The organism is Aeromonas sp. HMWF016 (assembly GCF_963878195.1).
Taxonomy (GTDB): Bacteria; Pseudomonadota; Gammaproteobacteria; order Enterobacterales; family Aeromonadaceae; genus Aeromonas; species Aeromonas lacus.
In genome coordinates, this window is the sequence record NZ_CAWNWX010000091.1 from 1 (window position 1) to 18,781 (window position 18,781).

General features: G+C 62.1%; 20 protein-coding genes. 13 read left to right on the forward strand and 7 right to left on the reverse strand.

The features are described from left to right. Positions 1-530 (forward strand): hypothetical protein (locus AACS24_RS14515; RefSeq protein ID WP_108570387.1); only part of this gene is annotated, 530 nt, incomplete at its 5' end. A gap of 101 nt (positions 531-631) precedes the next feature. On the opposite strand, the gene AACS24_RS14520 is transcribed toward AACS24_RS14515, so the two are convergent. Next, positions 632-1,771, reverse strand: coding sequence for a M20 family metallopeptidase (locus tag AACS24_RS14520; RefSeq protein ID WP_108570388.1), 1,140 nt, complete (start codon positions 1,769-1,771; stop codon positions 632-634). 139 nt (positions 1,772-1,910) lie between these two features. Further along, positions 1,911-3,287 (reverse strand): C4-dicarboxylate transporter DcuC, encoded by a 1,377-nt coding sequence (dcuC, locus tag AACS24_RS14525; RefSeq protein WP_033112828.1) that lies wholly within the window; start codon positions 3,285-3,287, stop codon positions 1,911-1,913. A gap of 284 nt (positions 3,288-3,571) precedes the next feature. Between dcuC and AACS24_RS14530 the strand changes: the two genes are divergently transcribed. From AACS24_RS14530 to AACS24_RS14565, 8 genes are all read left to right on the forward strand, one after another. Continuing rightward, on the forward strand, positions 3,572-3,886 hold the full coding sequence (locus AACS24_RS14530; protein WP_108570389.1) for a hypothetical protein: 315 nt from the start codon (positions 3,572-3,574) through the stop codon (positions 3,884-3,886). Positions 3,887-4,114: 228 nt separating this feature from the next. Further along, a complete protein-coding gene (locus tag AACS24_RS14535; RefSeq protein ID WP_108570390.1) occupies positions 4,115-4,465 on the forward strand; it encodes an ArsC family reductase in 351 nt (116 codons plus the stop codon). A 19-nt stretch (positions 4,466-4,484) separates the two neighbouring features. Further along, a complete protein-coding gene (gene dapE, locus AACS24_RS14540; protein ID WP_108570391.1) occupies positions 4,485-5,612 on the forward strand; it encodes a succinyl-diaminopimelate desuccinylase in 1,128 nt (375 codons plus the stop codon). Next, positions 5,609-6,313, forward strand: coding sequence for a M15 family metallopeptidase (locus AACS24_RS14545; protein ID WP_108570392.1), 705 nt, complete (start codon positions 5,609-5,611; stop codon positions 6,311-6,313). Before dapE ends, AACS24_RS14545 begins: the two co-directional genes overlap by 4 nt. Next, a complete protein-coding gene (locus AACS24_RS14550; protein WP_104015276.1) occupies positions 6,310-6,456 on the forward strand; it encodes a hypothetical protein in 147 nt (48 codons plus the stop codon). Before AACS24_RS14545 ends, AACS24_RS14550 begins: the two co-directional genes overlap by 4 nt. Before the next feature lie 267 nt (positions 6,457-6,723). After that, positions 6,724-8,451, forward strand: coding sequence for a potassium/proton antiporter (locus AACS24_RS14555; RefSeq protein ID WP_108570393.1), 1,728 nt, complete (start codon positions 6,724-6,726; stop codon positions 8,449-8,451). A gap of 44 nt (positions 8,452-8,495) precedes the next feature. Further along, positions 8,496-9,599 carry a beta-N-acetylglucosaminidase domain-containing protein gene (locus tag AACS24_RS14560; protein WP_108570394.1) on the forward strand — a complete coding sequence of 368 codons (1,104 nt, stop codon included), beginning with the start codon at positions 8,496-8,498 and terminating at the stop codon, positions 9,597-9,599. A gap of 29 nt (positions 9,600-9,628) precedes the next feature. Continuing rightward, entirely contained in the window at positions 9,629-10,837 is a 1,209-nt protein-coding gene (locus AACS24_RS14565) for a cation:proton antiporter (protein ID WP_108570395.1), read from the forward strand. Positions 10,838-10,936: 99 nt separating this feature from the next. Here the strand turns inward: AACS24_RS14565 and AACS24_RS14570 are convergent, their stop codons facing one another. After that, complete coding sequence (locus AACS24_RS14570; RefSeq protein WP_108570396.1) at positions 10,937-11,725, reverse strand: DUF1460 domain-containing protein; 789 nt, start codon at positions 11,723-11,725, stop codon at positions 10,937-10,939. A gap of 252 nt (positions 11,726-11,977) precedes the next feature. After that, positions 11,978-12,610, reverse strand: a complete 633-nt coding sequence (locus tag AACS24_RS14575; RefSeq protein ID WP_108570397.1) for a LysE family translocator — start codon at positions 12,608-12,610, stop codon at positions 11,978-11,980. 219 nt (positions 12,611-12,829) lie between these two features. Between AACS24_RS14575 and AACS24_RS14580 the strand changes: the two genes are divergently transcribed. After that, positions 12,830-14,452 carry a methyl-accepting chemotaxis protein gene (locus AACS24_RS14580; protein WP_108570398.1) on the forward strand — a complete coding sequence of 541 codons (1,623 nt, stop codon included), beginning with the start codon at positions 12,830-12,832 and terminating at the stop codon, positions 14,450-14,452. Positions 14,453-14,711: 259 nt separating this feature from the next. Here AACS24_RS14580 and AACS24_RS14585 read toward each other — a convergent pair whose 3' ends face one another. Continuing rightward, entirely contained in the window at positions 14,712-15,206 is a 495-nt protein-coding gene (locus AACS24_RS14585; RefSeq protein ID WP_108570399.1) for a hypothetical protein, read from the reverse strand. A gap of 255 nt (positions 15,207-15,461) precedes the next feature. On the opposite strand from AACS24_RS14585, the gene AACS24_RS14590 reads away from it, so the two are divergent. Together AACS24_RS14590 and AACS24_RS14595 are read left to right on the forward strand one after the other, a co-directional pair. Then, positions 15,462-15,992 carry a DUF1523 family protein gene (locus tag AACS24_RS14590; RefSeq protein ID WP_033112817.1) on the forward strand — a complete coding sequence of 177 codons (531 nt, stop codon included), beginning with the start codon at positions 15,462-15,464 and terminating at the stop codon, positions 15,990-15,992. Next, positions 15,989-16,285, forward strand: a complete 297-nt coding sequence (locus AACS24_RS14595) for a winged helix-turn-helix domain-containing protein (protein ID WP_005337957.1) — start codon at positions 15,989-15,991, stop codon at positions 16,283-16,285. The genes AACS24_RS14590 and AACS24_RS14595 overlap by 4 nt, the downstream gene beginning before the upstream one ends. 83 nt (positions 16,286-16,368) lie before the next feature. Here the strand turns inward: AACS24_RS14595 and AACS24_RS14600 are convergent, their stop codons facing one another. Together AACS24_RS14600 and rihA are read right to left on the reverse strand one after the other, a co-directional pair. Beyond that, positions 16,369-16,839 (reverse strand): hypothetical protein, encoded by a 471-nt coding sequence (locus tag AACS24_RS14600; RefSeq protein ID WP_108570401.1) that lies wholly within the window; start codon positions 16,837-16,839, stop codon positions 16,369-16,371. Between the two features lie 34 nt (positions 16,840-16,873). Beyond that, positions 16,874-17,809 carry a pyrimidine-specific ribonucleoside hydrolase RihA gene (gene rihA / locus AACS24_RS14605; protein WP_108570402.1) on the reverse strand — a complete coding sequence of 312 codons (936 nt, stop codon included), beginning with the start codon at positions 17,807-17,809 and terminating at the stop codon, positions 16,874-16,876. A 241-nt stretch (positions 17,810-18,050) separates the two neighbouring features. On the opposite strand from rihA, the gene AACS24_RS14610 reads away from it, so the two are divergent. After that, positions 18,051-18,746, forward strand: coding sequence for an RluA family pseudouridine synthase (locus AACS24_RS14610; protein WP_108570403.1), 696 nt, complete (start codon positions 18,051-18,053; stop codon positions 18,744-18,746). The last annotated feature ends 35 nt before the right edge of the window (positions 18,747-18,781 follow it).

The following is an 18,781-nucleotide window of genomic DNA, read 5'->3' on the forward strand; positions in this document are numbered from 1 at the left end:
CCCATCCCCTGTCGCAAGTACGTCGGCAGGCGGCGGCCCTCGTGCTGCCCCATCTGCTGGTCACCATAGAGGCGCCGTTCGATCTCGGCTATGAGCGGGCGCTGGCCAAGCTTAAGGAGGAGTGGCAACTCGATGGGGTGGTCACCGGCGATATCGACAGCGTGGGTGGTGCGCCTAACTGGATCCGCGAGCGCTGTCGCCCGCTTGGTCTCACCGTGCATACGCCGCTCTGGCAACTCTCACGCGAGGCGCTGCTGGCGGATCTGCTGGCCCGCGGCATCGTCGCCCACCTCTCCTGCGTCGATACCAGGGTGCTGGCCTCCGAGTGGGTGGGACGCACCCTCAATGCCGCCACCCTCGCCGAGTTGCAGCAGCTGGCTGCAACCCGGGGCTTCGATGCCTGCGGCGAGCAGGGGGAATACCACACCATGGTGACCGACGGCCCGGGCTTTGCGGCGCCGCTGGTGCTCGGCCACTGGCAGCTTGCCCATCAGGAACCGCTTGCCTATCTGCTGGAAGATGAAGGTTGAGGGCACAAGAGGCGCCGCTTTGCTGGATGAAGGTTCGCAGGCACGGCTGATAAAAAAACGGGAGGCGATGGCCTCCCGTTTTGCTTCTCTTTGACGCCGACCTAGTTGGCCAGCTTACCCAACACCCGCTGCAGCAGGCGGATCCGTGGCTCGATGCTGTCGAGCAGCAGGAACTCCGCCTCCGAGTGGAAGCCACCGCCCATGGGACCGAAGCCATCCAGCGACGGCACGCCAGCCGCTGCGGTAAAGTTGGCATCCGAGCCGCCACCGGCCTCAAGCCAGTTGAAGCCGATCCCCTCCTCTTTCGCTGCCGACTCCACCAGCGCCATCACGGCCTCGGTGTCGCCACTCGGGCGCATCGCCGGCTTGAAGGTCTGGCGATCCACTTCGACCCGGCAGCCCGCGAGGAAGGGGTTGTTGGCCATAAAGGTGAGTCGCTCGTGCACCGCCACAGCTTCTTCGTTGCTCCAGAAGCGCAGATCGACGATCGCCTCGGCAAAGTCGGGCACCACGTTGACGCCGGTACCGCCCTGCACCACCCCCACGTTCATGGTGGTACCGGTCTCCATATTGACCTGTTCGTTGATGGCGAGCACCCAATGAGCGAGTTCGGTGATTGCGGAGACCCCTTCGGTCAGGGCCGAACCGGCATGGGAGGCCTTGCCGTGGAAGCGGATGCGGTACTTGGCATTGCCCTTGCGGGCGCTGATGAGATCCCCGTTGGGGCGCGCCGCCTCGGCCACCAGCACGCAACCGCTCTGCTTGGCCTTCTCCACCAGCCAATCTTTGGACCAGGGGGAGCCAATCTCCTCGTCGCAGTTGCAGCAGACCAGCACCTTGAGCTTGGCCAGCTGCGCCGGATCCATCTCTTTCAGGGCATACCAGGTGGAGAGCAGGCCGCTCTTCATGTCCGAGACGCCGGGGCCAAAGGCCTGATTGCCTTCAATCTTGAGCGGGCGCTTGGCCGCCGTCCCCTCGGGGAAGACGGTGTCCATGTGGCCCACCAGCATCACGTCGTAGTGATCGGCCCCCGGGGCATTGGTTGCCTCGAGGCAGGGGCCACATTCGGCGGCGAACTGGTGACGAGTCACCTGCCAGCCGATGGCCTCATATTTCTCGGTCATGATGTCGGCCACTTTGGCCACCCCGGCCGGGGTGCGGGTGCCGCAATCGAGATTGATGAGCGGGGCCAGATCGGCCAGATAGGTATCGAGGGAAAACGGGCGCGTGAGGTTGGTCATTATCTTCTCCATGAAACAATCTGCGAAAAAATCAGATTGTTTTTGCAACAATGCGGAACGGCGAGCTGTCACACCCGCCTTGCCAACAGCGGTCAGCCAGCCAGAACCGGGTGGCCGACCGCCCTGTAAACCACAGCTTTTACATGAACAGCAGATAGTTGAGGGTCAACGCCGTCACCAGCGCCCCCGCCATGGGCACGCAGGTGCGCTTGACCACCACGAAGGGGGAGACCTTGGCGATGCCCGCACAGGCGATCAGCACCGCCGCAATCGGGGAGACGGTGCGGCCGATACTGGAGGCGAGCTGCATCGGCAGCAGCATGGTCACCGCCGGTACGCCGAATTTGGCTGCCACGGCAGGTGCCAGAGTCGAGAAGCTGAGGAACGCCGCGTTGCCAGAACCCATGATCACCGCCGCCACCATGATGAGGCCCACCATCACCAGGGTCATCAGACCGCTGCCGATACCGGCATTGCTGGCAGAGTGCAGCAGGGTGTCGATGGCGCCGATGGCTTTGAGGGATTCGGCAAACAGCTCGGCACAGACGATCAGCGCCACCACAGGGCCAAACACCTTGCCCATGCCGTCGAGGAAGCTCGACAGCCCGGCGAAGGCGGTACGTACCGAGCGGGTACGCAACAGCTCACACAGCATGCCGATAAAGACCGACAGCAGCATGGCCACTTCCACACTGACGCTGATGGTGGTCACCAGCAGTTTGGAGAAGGTCATCATCAGCACGAAGGGGATGATGGGCAGCAGGGCATACCAGGTGGGCGCCGCTACCGCGTCGGTGCCCTTCTCGTCCAGCTCGGCGTGTTCGCCGCGATGCTGGGCCGGATCCCAGCCATCCTTGCGGTCACAGTGCCGCTGCCAGAAGAAGTGCAGCACCATGGTCACCAGCAGCATGGGAGCCACCAGCCAGATCTGGTAGTCAACGAAATAGCTGGTCGGATCCATGCCGGACTGGCCGGCGGAGAAGATGGCGTTGGTCTGGGTCGGGCCAATCTCGAACGCCTGGGAGGTGGCGATGACGCCACAGGCGGAGGCCGGACTGATGCCGAGGTTGCGCATCACCGGATACATGGTGACCATCAACAGCAGACCAAGGCCGGTGGCGGAGGTGACGAACAGGGAGACAAAGACCGCCACCAGATAGCAGATAGAGAGCATCAGGTAGCTGGACTGAATGCCTGCCACCGGTTTGACCGCCACCCGCACCAGCGCCTGGGAGGCACCGATATGGGACATGTAGGTAGCAAAGCCGGCCACCGCCATGATGGTGAGGCCGAGGCCCGCCGCACGGTAGGAGAAGATCCCCTTGAACACTTCGAACAGATCGAACAGGGCGAAGCCGGTGCTCTTGTCAGCGGGCAGAATGGGGTGCAATCCCAGCCAGTAGGCCAGGGTGAAAATGGCCATACCGGCCAATGCCAGCACCGCCTGCGGGTTGTAATCCTTGATGATGCCGTAGACCACGGCCACCAGTACGAGCAAGACGAAGACGAGTTCCAATATTCACTCCTGATAAATTTATCGAAGAGCGAAATCTAGTGATCTGACCAGAACTTGCCTTTGATCCCCATCAATAAAGGGGCCATCACCGTCATCAGACAGCATAATATGTCGAGCAGGTAACACTTTTTCATCATTCACACTACCGAGAACCGTTTTACACGGTTTAATCGGGAATTGTGTAACGCGACTCCCCTCTTTTTTGCGTTGGATCAACATAAGCCGCCCCCGAAGCGGCCAAGATGCGCATCGACAAGAGCGACCATTTCGCGCCGGAGAGAGTTATGACAAACCAAGCCACCGCAGGTGTCTCGACCTGCGATTATCAGCTGTGGGATATCCTCGTCGAGTCTGCAAAGGAACGCACCACCATTCGTTACTCCAAACTGGCCAAACTGGCCGGACTGGAGCAGCATCAGGACGAACTGCGCACCCTGCTGCAGCGCGTTCGCATGTACTGCACCGAAAACCATCTGCCAATCCTCTCCGCCATCGTGGTGGACGATGTGGGCAAATACAGCGGCCTCTCCTCCAGTCTGCCCGACGCCCCCTGGGAGCGTGCTCGGGTCTTTGATCACCCCTGGCATCCGCTGCACTGATACCAGCTGCCCCGGCAGCACAGAAGAGTCACTCTTCTGCCTCTCCAGAGCGCGCCACCCGGCGCGTTCTGGCTATCTGGCTCCCCGCTTTTCCTCCTCTCGATCCTCCCGACGGTGCCATCAGCGTTGCCATGGGATCGCCACAATGCCAGAATCGGGCCCTTGCACTCTGTTGATTCGGATTTTCGGGCGCGGCCACGGCCAGCGCCCACAAGAGAAGGACTCCCCATGGCCACCACCCTCTATGGCATCAAGAACTGCGACACCATCAAGAAAGCCCGCAAGTGGCTGGATGAGGCCGGCATCGACTACCGCTTTCACGACCATCGCGCCGATGGCCTGAACCCGGACGATCTCGACCACTGGCTGGCCAAGCTCGGCTGGGAAGCGCTGCTCAACAGCCGCGGCACCACCTTCCGCGCCCTGCCGGATGAGGCCAAACAGGGGCTCGACACCGCCAAGGCGCGCGCCCTGCTGCTGGAGCACCCGGCGATGATCAAGCGCCCGCTGCTGGATCGTGACGGCGAGCTGACCCTGGGTTTCAAGGCCGATCACTACCAATCCCTCTTCTCCCGTTAAGGACAACTAAGGACAACTGATGTCGGATGTCATCGCACTGGCCAAGGATCTGATCCGCCGCCCCTCCGTTACCCCGCAGGATGAAGGGTGCCAGACCCTGATGGCGGAGCGCCTCGCCAAACTCGGCTTTGTTATCGAGCCCATGGTGTTCGAAGACACCACCAACCTCTGGGCCCGCCGCGGCAGCGAGGGGCCGCTGTTCTGCTTCGCCGGCCACACCGACGTGGTGCCCGCCGGCCCGCTGGAGAAATGGCACACCCCGCCGTTCGAGCCAACCATCAGGGATGGCGTGCTCTACGGCCGTGGCGCCGCCGACATGAAGGGCTCGCTGGCCGCCATGGTAGTAGCGGTCGAGCGCTTCGTGGCCGAGCATCCGGATCACACCGGGTCCATCGCCTTCCTTATCACCTCCGATGAGGAGGGGCCCTTTATCAATGGCACCACCCGGGTGATCGATACCCTGGAAGCGCGTAACGAGAAGATCACCTGGTGCATCGTTGGCGAGCCCTCCTCCACCGCCGTGGTGGGGGATGTGGTGAAAAATGGCCGGCGCGGCTCCATCACCGGCGATCTGCTGGTACGCGGGGTGCAGGGCCATGTCGCCTACCCCCATCTGGCGGACAACCCCATTCATAAAGCCGCGCCAGCGCTGGCTGAACTTGCCGCCACCGTGTGGGATGAGGGCAACGCCTACTTCCCCCCCACCAGCTTCCAGATAGCCAACATTCAGGCGGGCACCGGCGCCTCCAACGTCATTCCGGGCGAATTGCACGTCCAGTTCAACTTCCGCTTCAGCACCGAACTGACCGACCTGGATATCCGCGAGCGGGTCGAGGCGCTGCTGGATAGACATGGTCTCGATTACCAGCTGAACTGGACCCTCTCCGGCCAACCGTTCCTCACCGATACCGGCAAACTGCTGGCGGCGGCAGTCTCTGCCATCGAGGCGGTCAATGGCCAGCAGCCAGCCCTGCTCACCACCGGCGGCACCTCGGACGGGCGCTTTATCGCCCCCACCGGCGCCGAAGTGATCGAACTCGGCCCGGTCAACGCCACCATCCACAAGGTGAACGAGTGCGTGAAGGCGGACGATCTGGATCTGCTGGCCGATATGTACCAAGGGGTGCTGGAGCGACTGCTGGCATGACGCAGGAACAGCTGATGGGGCTCGACGAGAGCCACCTTATTGTGGTGGGGCGCGGCCCCCACCGCCTGACCCCGGCTGCGGCTGCCTCCTTCAACGACATGCAGGTGGCCGCCGCCCACGCCGGTTTCAACCTGCAAGCGGCGTCCAGCTGGCGCGGTTTTGATCGCCAGCTCGCCATCTGGAATGGCAAGTGGCGCGGCGAGCGGCCGCTGCTCGATGCCAACAGCCAGCCCATTGATGCCTTGCAGCTGAGCGATGAAGAGCGGCTACACGCCATTTTGCGCTGGAGCGCCCTGCCCGGCACCAGTCGCCACCACTGGGGCACCGATCTCGACATCTACGACCCGGACTGCCTGCCCGCCGACACCAAACTGGCGCTGGAACCCTGGGAGTATGAAGCCGGGGGCTGGTTTGCCGACTTGAGCGAGTGGCTCAGCGACCATATGGGGGATTTCGGTTTCTTCCTGCCCTATGCCAAACCGGTCGGCGCAGGCAGCGGCGTCGCCTACGAGCCGTGGCACATCAGCTTCGCCCCCGAAGCGGGCGAGCAGCAGCTCGACCCGGCGGCGCTGGCACTTTGCCTGCAACAGGCGGATATTGAAGGCAAGGCGACCATTCTGGCCAATCTGGACAAGATCCTGGCCCGTTATGTCACCTTGCCATCCACTGAATTGCCCTGCGATGAAAGGAGTAGCACATGAATCTCTGGCTCTGGATAGGGCTGCCACTGCTCTTTCTGCTCGGGCTGTTTCTCAACGCCATCAAAGACATGAAACGGCTGGAGAAGCAGTTGCCCAAATACAAGGACAAGATCCGTGAAGTGAAGGACGATGACGACGACTGAGTCGTGCCATCCGGGGAGCACCAGTGTGCTCCCTTCTCTTTGTCTGCTGTGTATCTCCTCCCCTTGCCTCTACTCCCCCGGCGTCAGGTTTCCATCTGACCATCACCGCCAACATCCCCTCTCACCCACTCTGAGGGGTCAGAAGATGGCGCGCGAGTGGTGAAAAAATGTCAAAAGATGCAAATTAATGCACGATTAAACCACACAAGGGGGTCTTAACTGCATATAATGTGCCTACTTTGCCGTTAGTCAGAAAGGAGTTCGCCCTTGGATGCAGTGACCATCAACAGTTTCTTTTTTGTCGGTGCCCTGTTGGTTGGAGCCAGTGTCCTGCTAAGTGCGCTCTCTTCCCGTCTCGGTATTCCCATTCTGGTCATCTTCCTCGCCGTCGGTATGCTGGCGGGGGAAGATGGCCCCGGCGGCATCCACTTCGCCGACTACTCCATCGCCTATCTGGTGGGCAACCTGGCGCTGGCCATCATCCTGCTCGACGGCGGCATGCGCACCCGGGTCTCCTCGTTCCGGGTGGCACTCTGGCCAGCCCTGTCGCTGGCGACGGTCGGGGTTGCCATCACCACTGGCCTGACGGGCCTCGCTGCCGCCTGGCTGTTTGACCTCAACCTGATGCAGGGGATGCTGATTGGCGCCATCGTCGGCTCCACCGATGCGGCTGCAGTCTTCTCCCTGCTTGGCGGGCGCAGCCTCAACGAGCGGGTGAGCGCGACGCTGGAGATAGAGTCAGGCAGCAACGACCCCATGGCGGTATTTCTCACCGTCACCCTGATCGAGGTGCTCGCCACCGCCCAACAAGGGCTGGATGCAGGCTTCCTGCTGCTGCAACTGGTCAAACAGTTCGGTCTTGGCGCCGGGATCGGCCTTGCCGGTGGCTGGCTGCTGTGGCGCCTCATCAACACCGCCCGCCTGGCGCCAGGGCTCTATCCGCTACTCACCGTGAGCGGCGGCCTGCTCATCTTCGCCCTCACCACGGCGGTGGGTGGCAGCGGCATTCTTGCCATCTATCTGACCGGCCTGTTGCTCGGCAACCTCTCCCTGCGCAGTCGCAGCACCACCTTGTCGGTGCTGGACGGCCTGACCTGGCTCAGCCAGATCGGCATGTTTCTGGTGCTGGGGCTGCTCGCCTCACCCCACAAGCTGCTGCCCATCGCCCTGCCGGCGCTGGCGCTGGCGATGTGGATGATCCTGTTTGCCCGCCCCATCTCCATCTGGATCGGGCTGCTGCCGTTCAAGAACTTTGCCCCGCGCGAGCGCTGGTTTATCTCCTGGGTTGGCCTGCGCGGCGCGGTGCCCATCATTCTGGCGGTCTTCCCCATGATGGCGGGGCTGCCCAACGCCCAGCTCTACTTCAACGTCGCCTTCTTCGTGGTGCTGGTCTCGCTGATTTTGCAGGGCAGCTCGCTGCCGCTGGCCTCAAAACTGGCGCGGGTCGAAGTACCGGCACCGCCGTCCCCCATCAACCGCTCGGGGCTCGAGATCGATCTCGACAGCCAGTGGGAGACCTTCGTCTACCAGCTGGGGGAGGAGAAGTGGTGCATCGGCTCGCCGCTGCGGGATCTGCGCATGCCTGCCGGCACACGGGTCAGCGCCCTGTTTCGCGGCCGCGAGCTGCTCCACCCCTCCGGCAGTACCTGCCTGCAGGCGGACGATATTCTCTGCGTCATCGGCCACGAGCGAGATCTGCCCGCCCTTGGCCAGCTCTTTAGCCAGGCGCCGGAGCAGGATCTCGGCCCGCGCTTCTTCGGTGACTTCCAGCTGGATGCAGCAGCGCGGCTGGTGGATCTCGCCCCTATCTACGGGCTGGATGTGAGCGAGGTGGCGGATCAGACACTGGGCGATTTTATTGCCAGCCAGCTTGGCGATAATCTGGTAGTCGGTGACCACATCGAGTGGCAGGGCCTGATCTGGACCGTGGCCGAAATGGATGAGAGCATTCCCGTCAAGATCGGGGTTCGTTTTCAGGAAGAGGATCCGGTCTAGACGACCGGCCCGTATCAAGTCCCCCAGCAAGAAGGGAGAGAGTTATGCCATATCAGAGTTTGCAGTCCGGTCTGCTGCCCCCCTCTGCCAATCTGGGGGTGATCGAGGGCTTTTTTGGCAAGGGATGGAGCTGGCAGGCCCGTGCCCGCTACGCCCAGTGGCTGCCGCGCCACGGCTACGGCTTCTATATCTACGCCCCGAAAGAGGATGGCTATCTGCGCAAACACTGGGCCCTCCCCTGGCCCGCGCAGCAGTTGGCAGATCTCGCCGAACTGGCGCGCCAGTGCCGCGCCAACGGCCTCGCCTTCGGGGTGGGCTTGAGCCCCATGGGGGCGCATCACGACTATGATCGCAAGCGCCCGGCGCTGCTCGAGAAGGTGCGCATCATCGATGAAGTGCTGCAACCCGACATTCTGGCAGTGCTGTTTGACGACATGAAGGGGGATACCCCGGATCTGGCCCGACACCAGCTCACCATCGCCCACGACATTGCGGCCCACAGCAAGGCGAGCCGCCTCATCTTCTGCCCCAGCTACTACTCGACCGATCCGGTGCTGGAGAAGGTGTTCGGTGCCATGCCACCGCGCTATCTGGAGGAGATTGGCGAACAGCTCGACCGCCGCTTCGAGATCTTCTGGACCGGCCCCAAGGTCTGCTCGACCGAGTATCCGGCGGTACACCTCAAGCAGGTGACCGAGCTGCTCGGCCGCAAGCCCTTCCTGTGGGACAACTACCCGGTCAACGATGGCAGCAAGGCGAGCAGCTACCTCTATTTGCGTGCCTTCGAGAACCGCCCCGCCGAGCTGGCGGATCTGCTCTCCGGCCATGCGGTCAACCCGATGAAGCAGGCGGCACTCTCCGCCCTGCCACTCGCCACCCTGCCGATGAGCTACAAGCTCGGCAAGCAGTATGATCCCGACAAGGCGCTGCACGCCTCCCTCAACGCCACCTGCGGCCCGCAGATCTCGGCGATGATTGAGGCCGACCTGCCGCTGTTTCAGGATCTTGGGCTGGCCCGACTCACTCCCGAGCAGATTGCCGCCCTCAAGGCGCGCTACCTGCCGTTTCGCGATCAGGCTTGCGTCGATGAAATCGTGCGCTGGCTGGACGGCGAGTATGTGTTCGACCCGGACTGCCTGACCGATTAAACCGCCCCGCGGGGCTGGAAGGAGGTTGTATGGATGCACACCTGCTTTACCAGAATCTGGCGGTGATCGCCGCCTTTTTACTGCTCTACAGCCTGATCGCGGGGCGCTTCGAGTCAAAACTGGTCAACGGCCCCCTGCTCTTTCTGCTGACCGGCTGGCTGCTGGGGCCGGGAGGGCTGGAGTTGCTCTCCCTCTCCATCGACAGCGCCGGCATCAAGCTGCTGGCAGAGCTGACTCTGGTGATCGTGCTGTTCAACGATGCCGCCAACACCAACTGGCAGGTGCTGCTGGCCAACCGCCAGCTCCCCATCCGGCTGCTGCTGATCGGCCTCCCCCTCACTCTGCTCTGTGGCGCCCTGTTTGGTCACTGGCTCTTCCCCGACCTGCCGCTGCTGGAGATGGCGATCCTCTCCACCATTCTCGCCCCCACCGATGCGGCGCTCGGCAAGGCGGTGGTGAGCAACCCGGCGGTACCGGCACCACTGCGCGAAGGGCTCAATCAGGAGAGTGGCCTCAACGACGGCATCTGCGTGCCTGTGTTGCTCCTGCTGCTCGCTCTTATCGCCCCCACCGAGGAGCACACCGGCACCGCAGCGCTCGCCATCACCCTGATGCTGGAGGAGATCGGTATCGGTCTTTTGGTCGCCTTCGTACTGACCGCCCTCACCGTCCGGCTGCTGAAAGTCTCCTATCTCAACGGCTGGCAACTGCCGCTCTGGCGTCAGCTCACCATGCCCGGACTGGCCCTGCTCTGCTTTGCGCTGGCCCAGACTCTCGGTGGCAGCGGTTTTATCGCCGCCTTCGTCGGTGGTTTGCTGATGGGACGGCGCCTTGGCGAGCACAAGCACGCCTATATGGATAGCTGCGAGGGGTATGGCGACCTGCTCTCGGTGGTGATCTGGATGGTGTTTGGCGCGACCCTGATGCCCATCCTGCCGGAGCTGCTGCACTGGCAGTTCTGGCTCTATGCCGCCGCCAGCCTGACCCTGCTGCGGATGGTACCGGTCTGGCTGAGCCTGATCGGCACCGGCCTCAAGCCCGAGCTCAAGCTCTTTATCGGCTGGTTCGGGCCGCGGGGCCTTGCCAGCATCGTCTTTGCGGTGATGGTGCTGCAAAACGAGCCGGCCCTTATCGGCCAGCGCCCCATCATCGCCACCGTGCTCTGCACCATCATCCTGAGCGTCATCCTGCACGGCCTCACCGCCAACCCCTGGGTCGAGCGCTTCAAGCCCCATTGAGGGGATGCGCCGCCAACGAAAAAGCCCCGGGCATCGCCTCGGGGCTTTTCTTTTATGCGGCACCCAGCGCGCCCGGGCCGGCCGCAGCCAGGGCCCGCCTTAGGAGCTCGACCCCTCGGCCTGAGCCCGGTAGACCAGGATCCCCGGCTTGTTCTGCACGTACTCCAGGAAAGGGGAGTCCACCACCTGCATGTTGCTCGAGAGGGAGGAGGCATTGCGCAGCACGGGGCCGTTCTCGCCACGGATGAAGATGCCGGTGTGGGTCACGTCGAGCCCGGCAAGATCGGTATAGATGCCGATGTAGTCGCCATCTTCCAGCAGGCTCAGGGTGTTCTCGTCGATGCTGGCGGACGGAATGTAGGTGATGTCCCGCGCCGTCACTCCCAACCCCGGAATGTAGTGGCCGCCGTCCGCCTTCTGGTTGAGCTGCTTGGCCGTGGTCACCACGGCGCCGCCCACCAGATGGGTCACGTCACTCACCCGGTTGTCACCATGCACCCAGTCGGAGAAGAAGTGCTTTCTGGTCAAATAGTTGACCTCACCGTTCACGTAACGAGTGTGCATCACGTTCTCGATGAAGTGATGCACACTCGTTGCGCGACGCAGTGACTCGACGTAATCCAGATAGGTGAAACAATCGAGCCCGCCAAAATCCACCACCAGCTGCTCCTGGGTATCGCTCGAGCCGACCAGCCGGTTTGCGACGTAGGGATTGCCCAGAAAGAGCCCGGAAAAATCCCTGATCGACTGCCCCGGCGATCCCTGCTGCCGGGCAAACAACTCGAGAAGCTGCGGCTCCTTGATGTTGTAAAAATCGAGGTTCCTCTCTTTGCCGGCGACCGCCGCGCCGGCAAACAGGAGCAATGCGATACTGGTTAGCCTCATCATCCTTAATTCTCCTTGCTCAGAATGTTAAAAATGGACCGTTTGCGCCCTCCCACGGCCGCAAAAAAATGCCATTCGAAACTGACGATACAGCAGCCACTTGTAAACCGGATAAATGTAAGCAAATGTGGCCAGCCTCCCCATCCCGCCCAAGCGACCACGTTCATGACAACTCCTCGTTCCCAGAGGCATCACGAAAAAGCCCCGCTGGGCGGGGCTTTTCGGCAGGATCAGGTCGGCTGGCAAGCGATGGCATCAACCCAGCGCCAGCCAGACCCCCACTCCCAGCATCAGGGTACCGGCGATGCGGTTCATCAGGGTGACGTTGCCGCTCTTGGCGAGGAAGTGGCGCAGAGTGCGGCCGCCGCTGGCGTAGAGCAGCAGGCAGGAGAACTCGATAAGCAGGATCAGCGCCACCAGTGCGGTGATCTGCGGTGCCATCGGTCGGCTGGCCGAGATAAAGGGTGGCAGCAGAGAGATCATGAAGGCCCACCCCTTGGGGTTGGCGATAGCGGTGACAAAGCCCTGCAGCGCCAGCCCCATGGGGCTGGTCTGCTGACCGGCAGAAAGATCGGCGGGAATAGCCATCTTGCCTTTGGCCTGCCACATCTGGATGCCGAGCCAGATGAGATAGGCTCCTCCCACATATTTGAAGGCAGAAAAGATAGCAGGATAGTTGAGCATGATGGCCGCCACCCCGATCACCGAGAGCACCGACACCAGCCCGACCCCGATCAGCTCCCCCCACATCATGTGCAGGGTGCGGCGCACGCCGAGACTCATCCCCAGCGTCATCGCCAGGGTCATGCACATGCCGGGGGTGACGGAGACAAAAAAGAAAGTGGGGATAAAGAGCGCCAGAATGGCCGGATCAATCCAGCTGGACACAACAAACCTCCGTGGCAAAACAGGGTAGCAAACGAGGATCAGGCAGCCGTAAACAGCGCCGGAATGTTATTTGAGCAAGCCTGTCATCTTGCCCATCCCGCGCTTTTGAGACAAGAAAAAACCTTTGCTTTCAGGGTATTTCAGCACGAAAAGGCTGTGACACCCCCTGACGCGGCTGTGTAAGATAGCGCCTCCTTCATTTTCGGGGTTACGTCTCATATGTCATTGAATAATCTATCAATAAGAATTCAGGTGCTGATACCGCTGCTGCTGGCCAGTCTGTTGATGATGGTGATGATTGCCATCAGCAAACAGGGTCTGGACGAAGCCATTAGTGACATAGATGAGACGACCCAGAGCGTGGTGCGCAACAAGGACGATATTGCCAAGCTGATCCACGCCACCTACCGGCTGCGCACCAGCGCCATCTACGGTCTCTACGACGCGGCCCAGTTTGCCGCCCTGCCAGCCAACCTCAACAGCGCCGAGCAGGAGATCACCACCATCCTCGCCCGTCTGGTGATCCCGGGCGCCGAACAGGATAACCGTCAGGTGGCGGCAGCCCTGCAGGCCTACCTTGGCCACACCCGCAACAACATGCTGCCACTGCTGACCCAAAAGCATCAGGGAGGTGGCGATGCCGCGGCGTATGAGGCCGCCCGCCTCCAGTTCCGCGAGCTGGGCGAACAGCTCATCAAAGAGATCGACACCATGTCGGCCCACATCAACCAGCTGACCCAGAGCGAGCTGGCGCTGGAGCAGGCCCACTACCATGCCACCCTGCTGCGCACCCTGCTGCTCACGGCCGTCGCCCTGCTGGTGGCACTGCTGTGTGGCTGGTGGCTCTCCGGCCGCATCGTCAGCCCCATCGGCCAGCTGCAGAGCGTGATGCACGCCGTCGCGCAGGGTCGCTTCAACGTCCGCGCCAAGGTCGAGGGTGACAACGAGCTGGCCCAACTGGCCAAGGATATCAACCTCACTCTGGGGCAGCTTGGCAGCACCATCGAAACCCTGACCGGCATCAGCAACAATGTCGCCTCCGCCGCCACCGAGCTGGCCGCGGTGATGACCCAGGCTGAAGCCAACGCCCAGCAGCAGCGCGGCGAGATTGAGCAGGTTGCCTCCGCAGTGACCGAACTCTCCAGCACCGCCGACAACGTCAACCACAACGCCGCCGTGGCCGACGAGCTGGCCCGCGATGCCAACAGCCGGGTTGAGCAGGGGCTCGCCCTGTTTGGCGAGAGCATTGCCGCCAACAGCCGGATGGCGGGCAGTCTGGAAGATGCCGCAGCCATCGTCGCCCGCCTCAAGACCCAGTCCGAGCAGATCGGCAAGGTGATTGAAGTGATTCAGGGGATCTCCGAGCAGACCAACCTGCTGGCCCTCAACGCGGCCATCGAGGCGGCCCGTGCCGGCGAAACCGGGCGCGGCTTTGCCGTCGTCGCCGACGAGGTACGGATGCTGGCGGCCCGAACCCAGGCCTCCACCAAGGAGATCCAGGCCATCATCGAGCAGCTGCAGAGCCAGTCCCAGTCCGCCAATCAGGGGGTTCAGGAGACGCTGGAGATCCTCGAAAACAACCAGCGCCTCTCCGCGCAGGTACAGGATCTGCTGAGCGGTATCACCGGGGCGGTGCGCCAGATCAACGATGCCAACGCCCAGGTCGCCACCGCCGCCGAGGAGCAGTCCTGCGTCACTGCCGACATCAACCGCAACATCACCAACATCCACGAAATCGTGAGCCAGAGCTCCGCCGGCATCAGCCAGAGCGCCAGCGCCAGCCATGAACTTTCGGAGCTGGCCGAGCAGCAGCGCAAGCAGCTCTCTCACTTCCAGCTCTGACACGCAGCCTGAAAGATAAAAAGAGGCCTGCACAGGCCTCTGGATAGCAATAAAGCCCCTTATTTTATAAACAAGGGGCTTTATTTATTCGGCCACTCCAGATGCCGACAGAGGGCCATTTACACAGGAAAAACGAGCTGGGGAGCACACAGGGGCCCCCTCCGATCTGCGCCAGCGCTATCGCTCCTGAAGGAGGCATAACGCGAAGTCAGGGTGGCAATGGGTTGCCGCCTCGCGGCAACTGCCTTACTCCCCCATCTTATGCCAGCGTGTTGACCTGCTGTTCTTCATCACCACGCTCTTTGCGCCGCTCGGCCGCCTCTTGCAGCAGTGCCTCACGCTCCTTGTCGAGATCAGCCAGCATCTTCTGTTTCTCCTCGATGCTCAGATCGGGGTTGTTGGCGATCGCCTCCTTGGCCTGTGCAATCTTGTCGAGCTTCTCCTTGTCCACGCCGAGACGCTGTGCCAGCAGGCTATCCCTTGCAATGCGAGTCAAGCCGCTCTGCGGACCTGCCGCACTGCCCGAAGAGGAGCTCTCTGTAGTGGAGAGCCCCCCTTGGGCAGTGAAGGCGGCTGTACTCATCACGCCCTGACGGGAGTAGGTCAGTGGCGTGGCGGCCCCGGAGAGGGTGACCCGCTCCTGACTTGCCTGAGCATCACTGCCCGTCACTGTGCCGACAGGGGCATCCAATACCGGCTGCACACTCATGCCATTGAGGGGATTGGGCTGGCCAACCCGATTGTTGATGATCATTTCTCTCTCCTGTCGCATCCGGATGAAGCTGTTTATGTGGCAATGAGTCAGCAATAACCGTGCCCGTTCGCTCACGGTTGCCACAATGGCGAACCTTCAGCAGCGCCGGACAAGGCGGTCAGCGCCTGCTTGACAGACGAAGAGAGGGATTGTTTTAAACGCCATTTTTTGGCAGTTGGTGCCATAAGGGACTGGGCTGTGGGGGCAAATGTGAGTATGGTAGAGGCACGTCACTCCCCCTCACGTGAGACCATCATGAGCCTGAGATTCAAGAAACCCGCTTTTATCGCCCTGGGGCTCATTGCCCTCGTTTCCGCCACCTGGCTCGACTACTACCTGCCGGAGCACACCATCGCCACCATCACCGGGGTCGAGGTGAAGCGCACCGACAAGGATGGCCCCATCAGCCAGAAGAACCCGGCTGACGGCCCCACTACCGATGTCTACTACATCTACACCGAGCGCCCCGGCGAGAAGATCCGGGTGTTCCGCAACGAGGATACCGAGTGGGGCTGGCCCTTCTACTTCAAGTTCAACGCCGCCGACGTACAGGCCAAGGCCAAGTCGATGGAGTTTGAAAAACGGCTCGCCATCATCACCTCCTACGGCTGGCGCATCAACATGCTCTCCATGTTCCCCAACGTCACCAAGATTGAGAGCACCGAGCCTGACGCCTCCACCTGGAGCTTCTTCCGCTGGTTCTGGTTCGGCCTCTGGGCACTGGTGATGGGCAAAGCCGCCATCGCAACCTGGCGCTACTTCGATCGTCTCGAGGACGAGCTATGAGCGAGCCGAGCAAGACCCGCACCAGCTTCTACCGCCGCCTCTACGTGGCCTGGCTGATCAGCCAGGGCACGGATACAGTGCCCGCCATCATGGAGGCGACCGGCATGCCGCGCCGCACTGCGCAGGATACCCTGACGGCGCTGGCCGAACTCGATATCAGCTGCGCCTTCGAGCAGACCGAGGGGGCTCGCCACCTGCAAGGGCACTATCGCATCAGCGACTGGGGCCCCATCAATCCAGCGTGGATTAAGGCCCAGCTGCCTCTTATCAAGGAGACGCTGAGCTACCCCTGATCCGGGGCAGGACAGCAATAAAAGAGGGGCCAGCCGACAAGGCTGGCCCCTCTTTTTTCAGGCCGACGGCGCGACAGGCGGCTCTACTCGGGCATGGCCGAATCCTCAAGCTCCCCGTCAGACTCGCCGCGGGTGCAGTCGATGATGGAGCGCTTGGGGTTGTTGGGATCGCGCAAAAGCAGAGGGGCTGAGCCCTCGTTGTGCTTCTGCTCGTCGCTAAACTCGCTGCCGTAGGCGTTGTGGGTCAACCGGCGGGCATTGGCGATGGGGGTATCGACAAAGAGGGCATGCACTTCGAAGCTGGAGGCCGGCACGATAAAGCCGACCACCGGCAAGCCGTGCAGCTCCTCGTGCACCTTGTACCAGGCAAAGCCATCGCTCACCTTGTAGGGGGTGTAGTTGTTGAGCTGCAGATTGGCTGGCCGTCCCGTCTCACTATCGATGTAGAGATCGTTAAAATCACAGGTTGCCAGCCCCTGCCACATCCGCTCGAATGGCGTCGCGCAGCCCGTCAGTTGCAACCCGGCCAGCAGCGCCAACCCTGTCTTCCACATTCCCTGCCCCTTCTTGCAAAAAGTGAATCGGCGCTCAGCCAAAGGCCCGCAGCCGCTCGACCAGCAGATCGATAAAGCCTGCCCGATCCAGCCCCAGCAACACCAGCGCATTGGCTGGTTTGCCGGTCAAACCGTAGCGGTCCACCACCGTCATCCCCACAGTATGCTCACCCCGGGTCTCGATATCGACCCGACACTCCACGCCATGGAACAGGGCGGGATTGAGCAACCAGGCAATGGTACAGGGGTCGTGCAGCGGCGCGCCAGCAAATCCCCACTTGGGATCCCGATGGTAGATCATGAAAAAATCGAGCAGACCGGCCACACACTGGGCCACCGGATTGGTGATGGCGCGTACCCGTTCGATATCCTCATCCATCACCTGCGCCTCGTGGGTCACATCGAGGCCACACATGGTGATGGGGATACCCGACTTGAAGACCATATCGGCCGCTTCCGGGTCCACATAAATATTGAATTCCGCCGCCGGCGTCCAGTTGCCGGCTCCTGCGGCGCCCCCCATCAGCACGATGCGGGCGATCTTGCCCTTTAGCTCCGGGTGAGCTGCCAGCAACAGGGCGATATTGGTGAGCGGCCCGGTCGGCACCAAGGTCACGGGCTCCGGGCTCTCGCGCAGACATTTGGCCATCAGTTCGAGCCCCGTCATCGCCTGTGGTGCAAAGGCGGGATCCGGCAGCTTGGGACCATCGAGACCCGATTCGCCATGGACGTTGTCGGCGATAATCAGCTCGCGGGCCAGCGGTTTCGGCGCACCGGCCGCCACCGGAATATCGTCGCGCCCCAACAAGGTGAGGATACGCAGGGCATTGTTGAGGGTCTTGTCCGGTGTCTGGTTGCCCGCGCTGGTGGTGACCGCCAGCACCTTCAGTTCAGGACTGGCCAGCGCCAGAATAAGGGCGATGGCGTCGTCGTGGCCGGGATCACAATCAAGAATAACGGGCAGTGCCATGGAGAGACTCCTTACAACATCAAAGGGAGCCCTACCTTAGCAAGCTCGCGGCAGCTGAACTCGGGAGAGGGTCACAAAACGGTTCCTGATTTTTTTCAATCAGTTACCTTCGCACTGTCACAGCCGGCCAGCAGCAGGCCGCAATGAGGGAATGGTGTGGCGAGCAAATTCGGTGCGCCGATTCGCGCCTTACCCGCCACTTGGGTATTATGGCCCCCCCCGTTTTCTGCCCGTGCGCCCTATGTCCATTATCGTCGACACCTTCATCGCCCCGCCCTGCGCTGCCGCCATCGAGATCCTGTTCGAGGATGAACACCTGCTACTCATCAACAAGCCGAGCGGCCTGCTGAGCCTGTCGGGCAAGAATCCGCAAAACCTCGACTCGGTGCATTATCGACTGGTGCAGGATTACCCCGGCTGTACCCTGGTGCATCGCCTCGATTTTGGCACCTCAGGCATCATGGTGGTGGCCAGAAACAAGGCCATCAATGCCCTGCTCTGCCAGCAGTTCAGCCAGCGGGCGGTGAGCAAGGCCTACAGCGCCCTGCTCTGTGGCCATCTGGCTGACGACGAAGGGCTTATCGATGCCCATATCGCCAAGGATCCGGCCCTCTTTCCGCTGATGAAGATCTGCGCCGCCAGTGGCAAACCCGCCCGCTCCCGCTATCAGGTGCTTGAGCGGCTGGCGCAGCAGATGCAGGGACAAACCGTGCCTTTGACCCGGGTACGACTGGTGCCGGAGACCGGCCGCACCCATCAGCTACGCATCCACAGCCAGCTGCTGGGCCACCCCATTCTCGGTTGCGATCTCTATGGTGGCCTGCTGCCACCCGGCTGCGCAGAGGCACCGCGGCTGATGCTGCATGCCAGCGAGCTGGATTTTGCACATCCGGTGAGCGACGAGCCGATGCAGATCCGCTGCGCGCCTCCGTTTTAGAGACAATGAGTAGGAACAACACGTGCGAGTGCGAC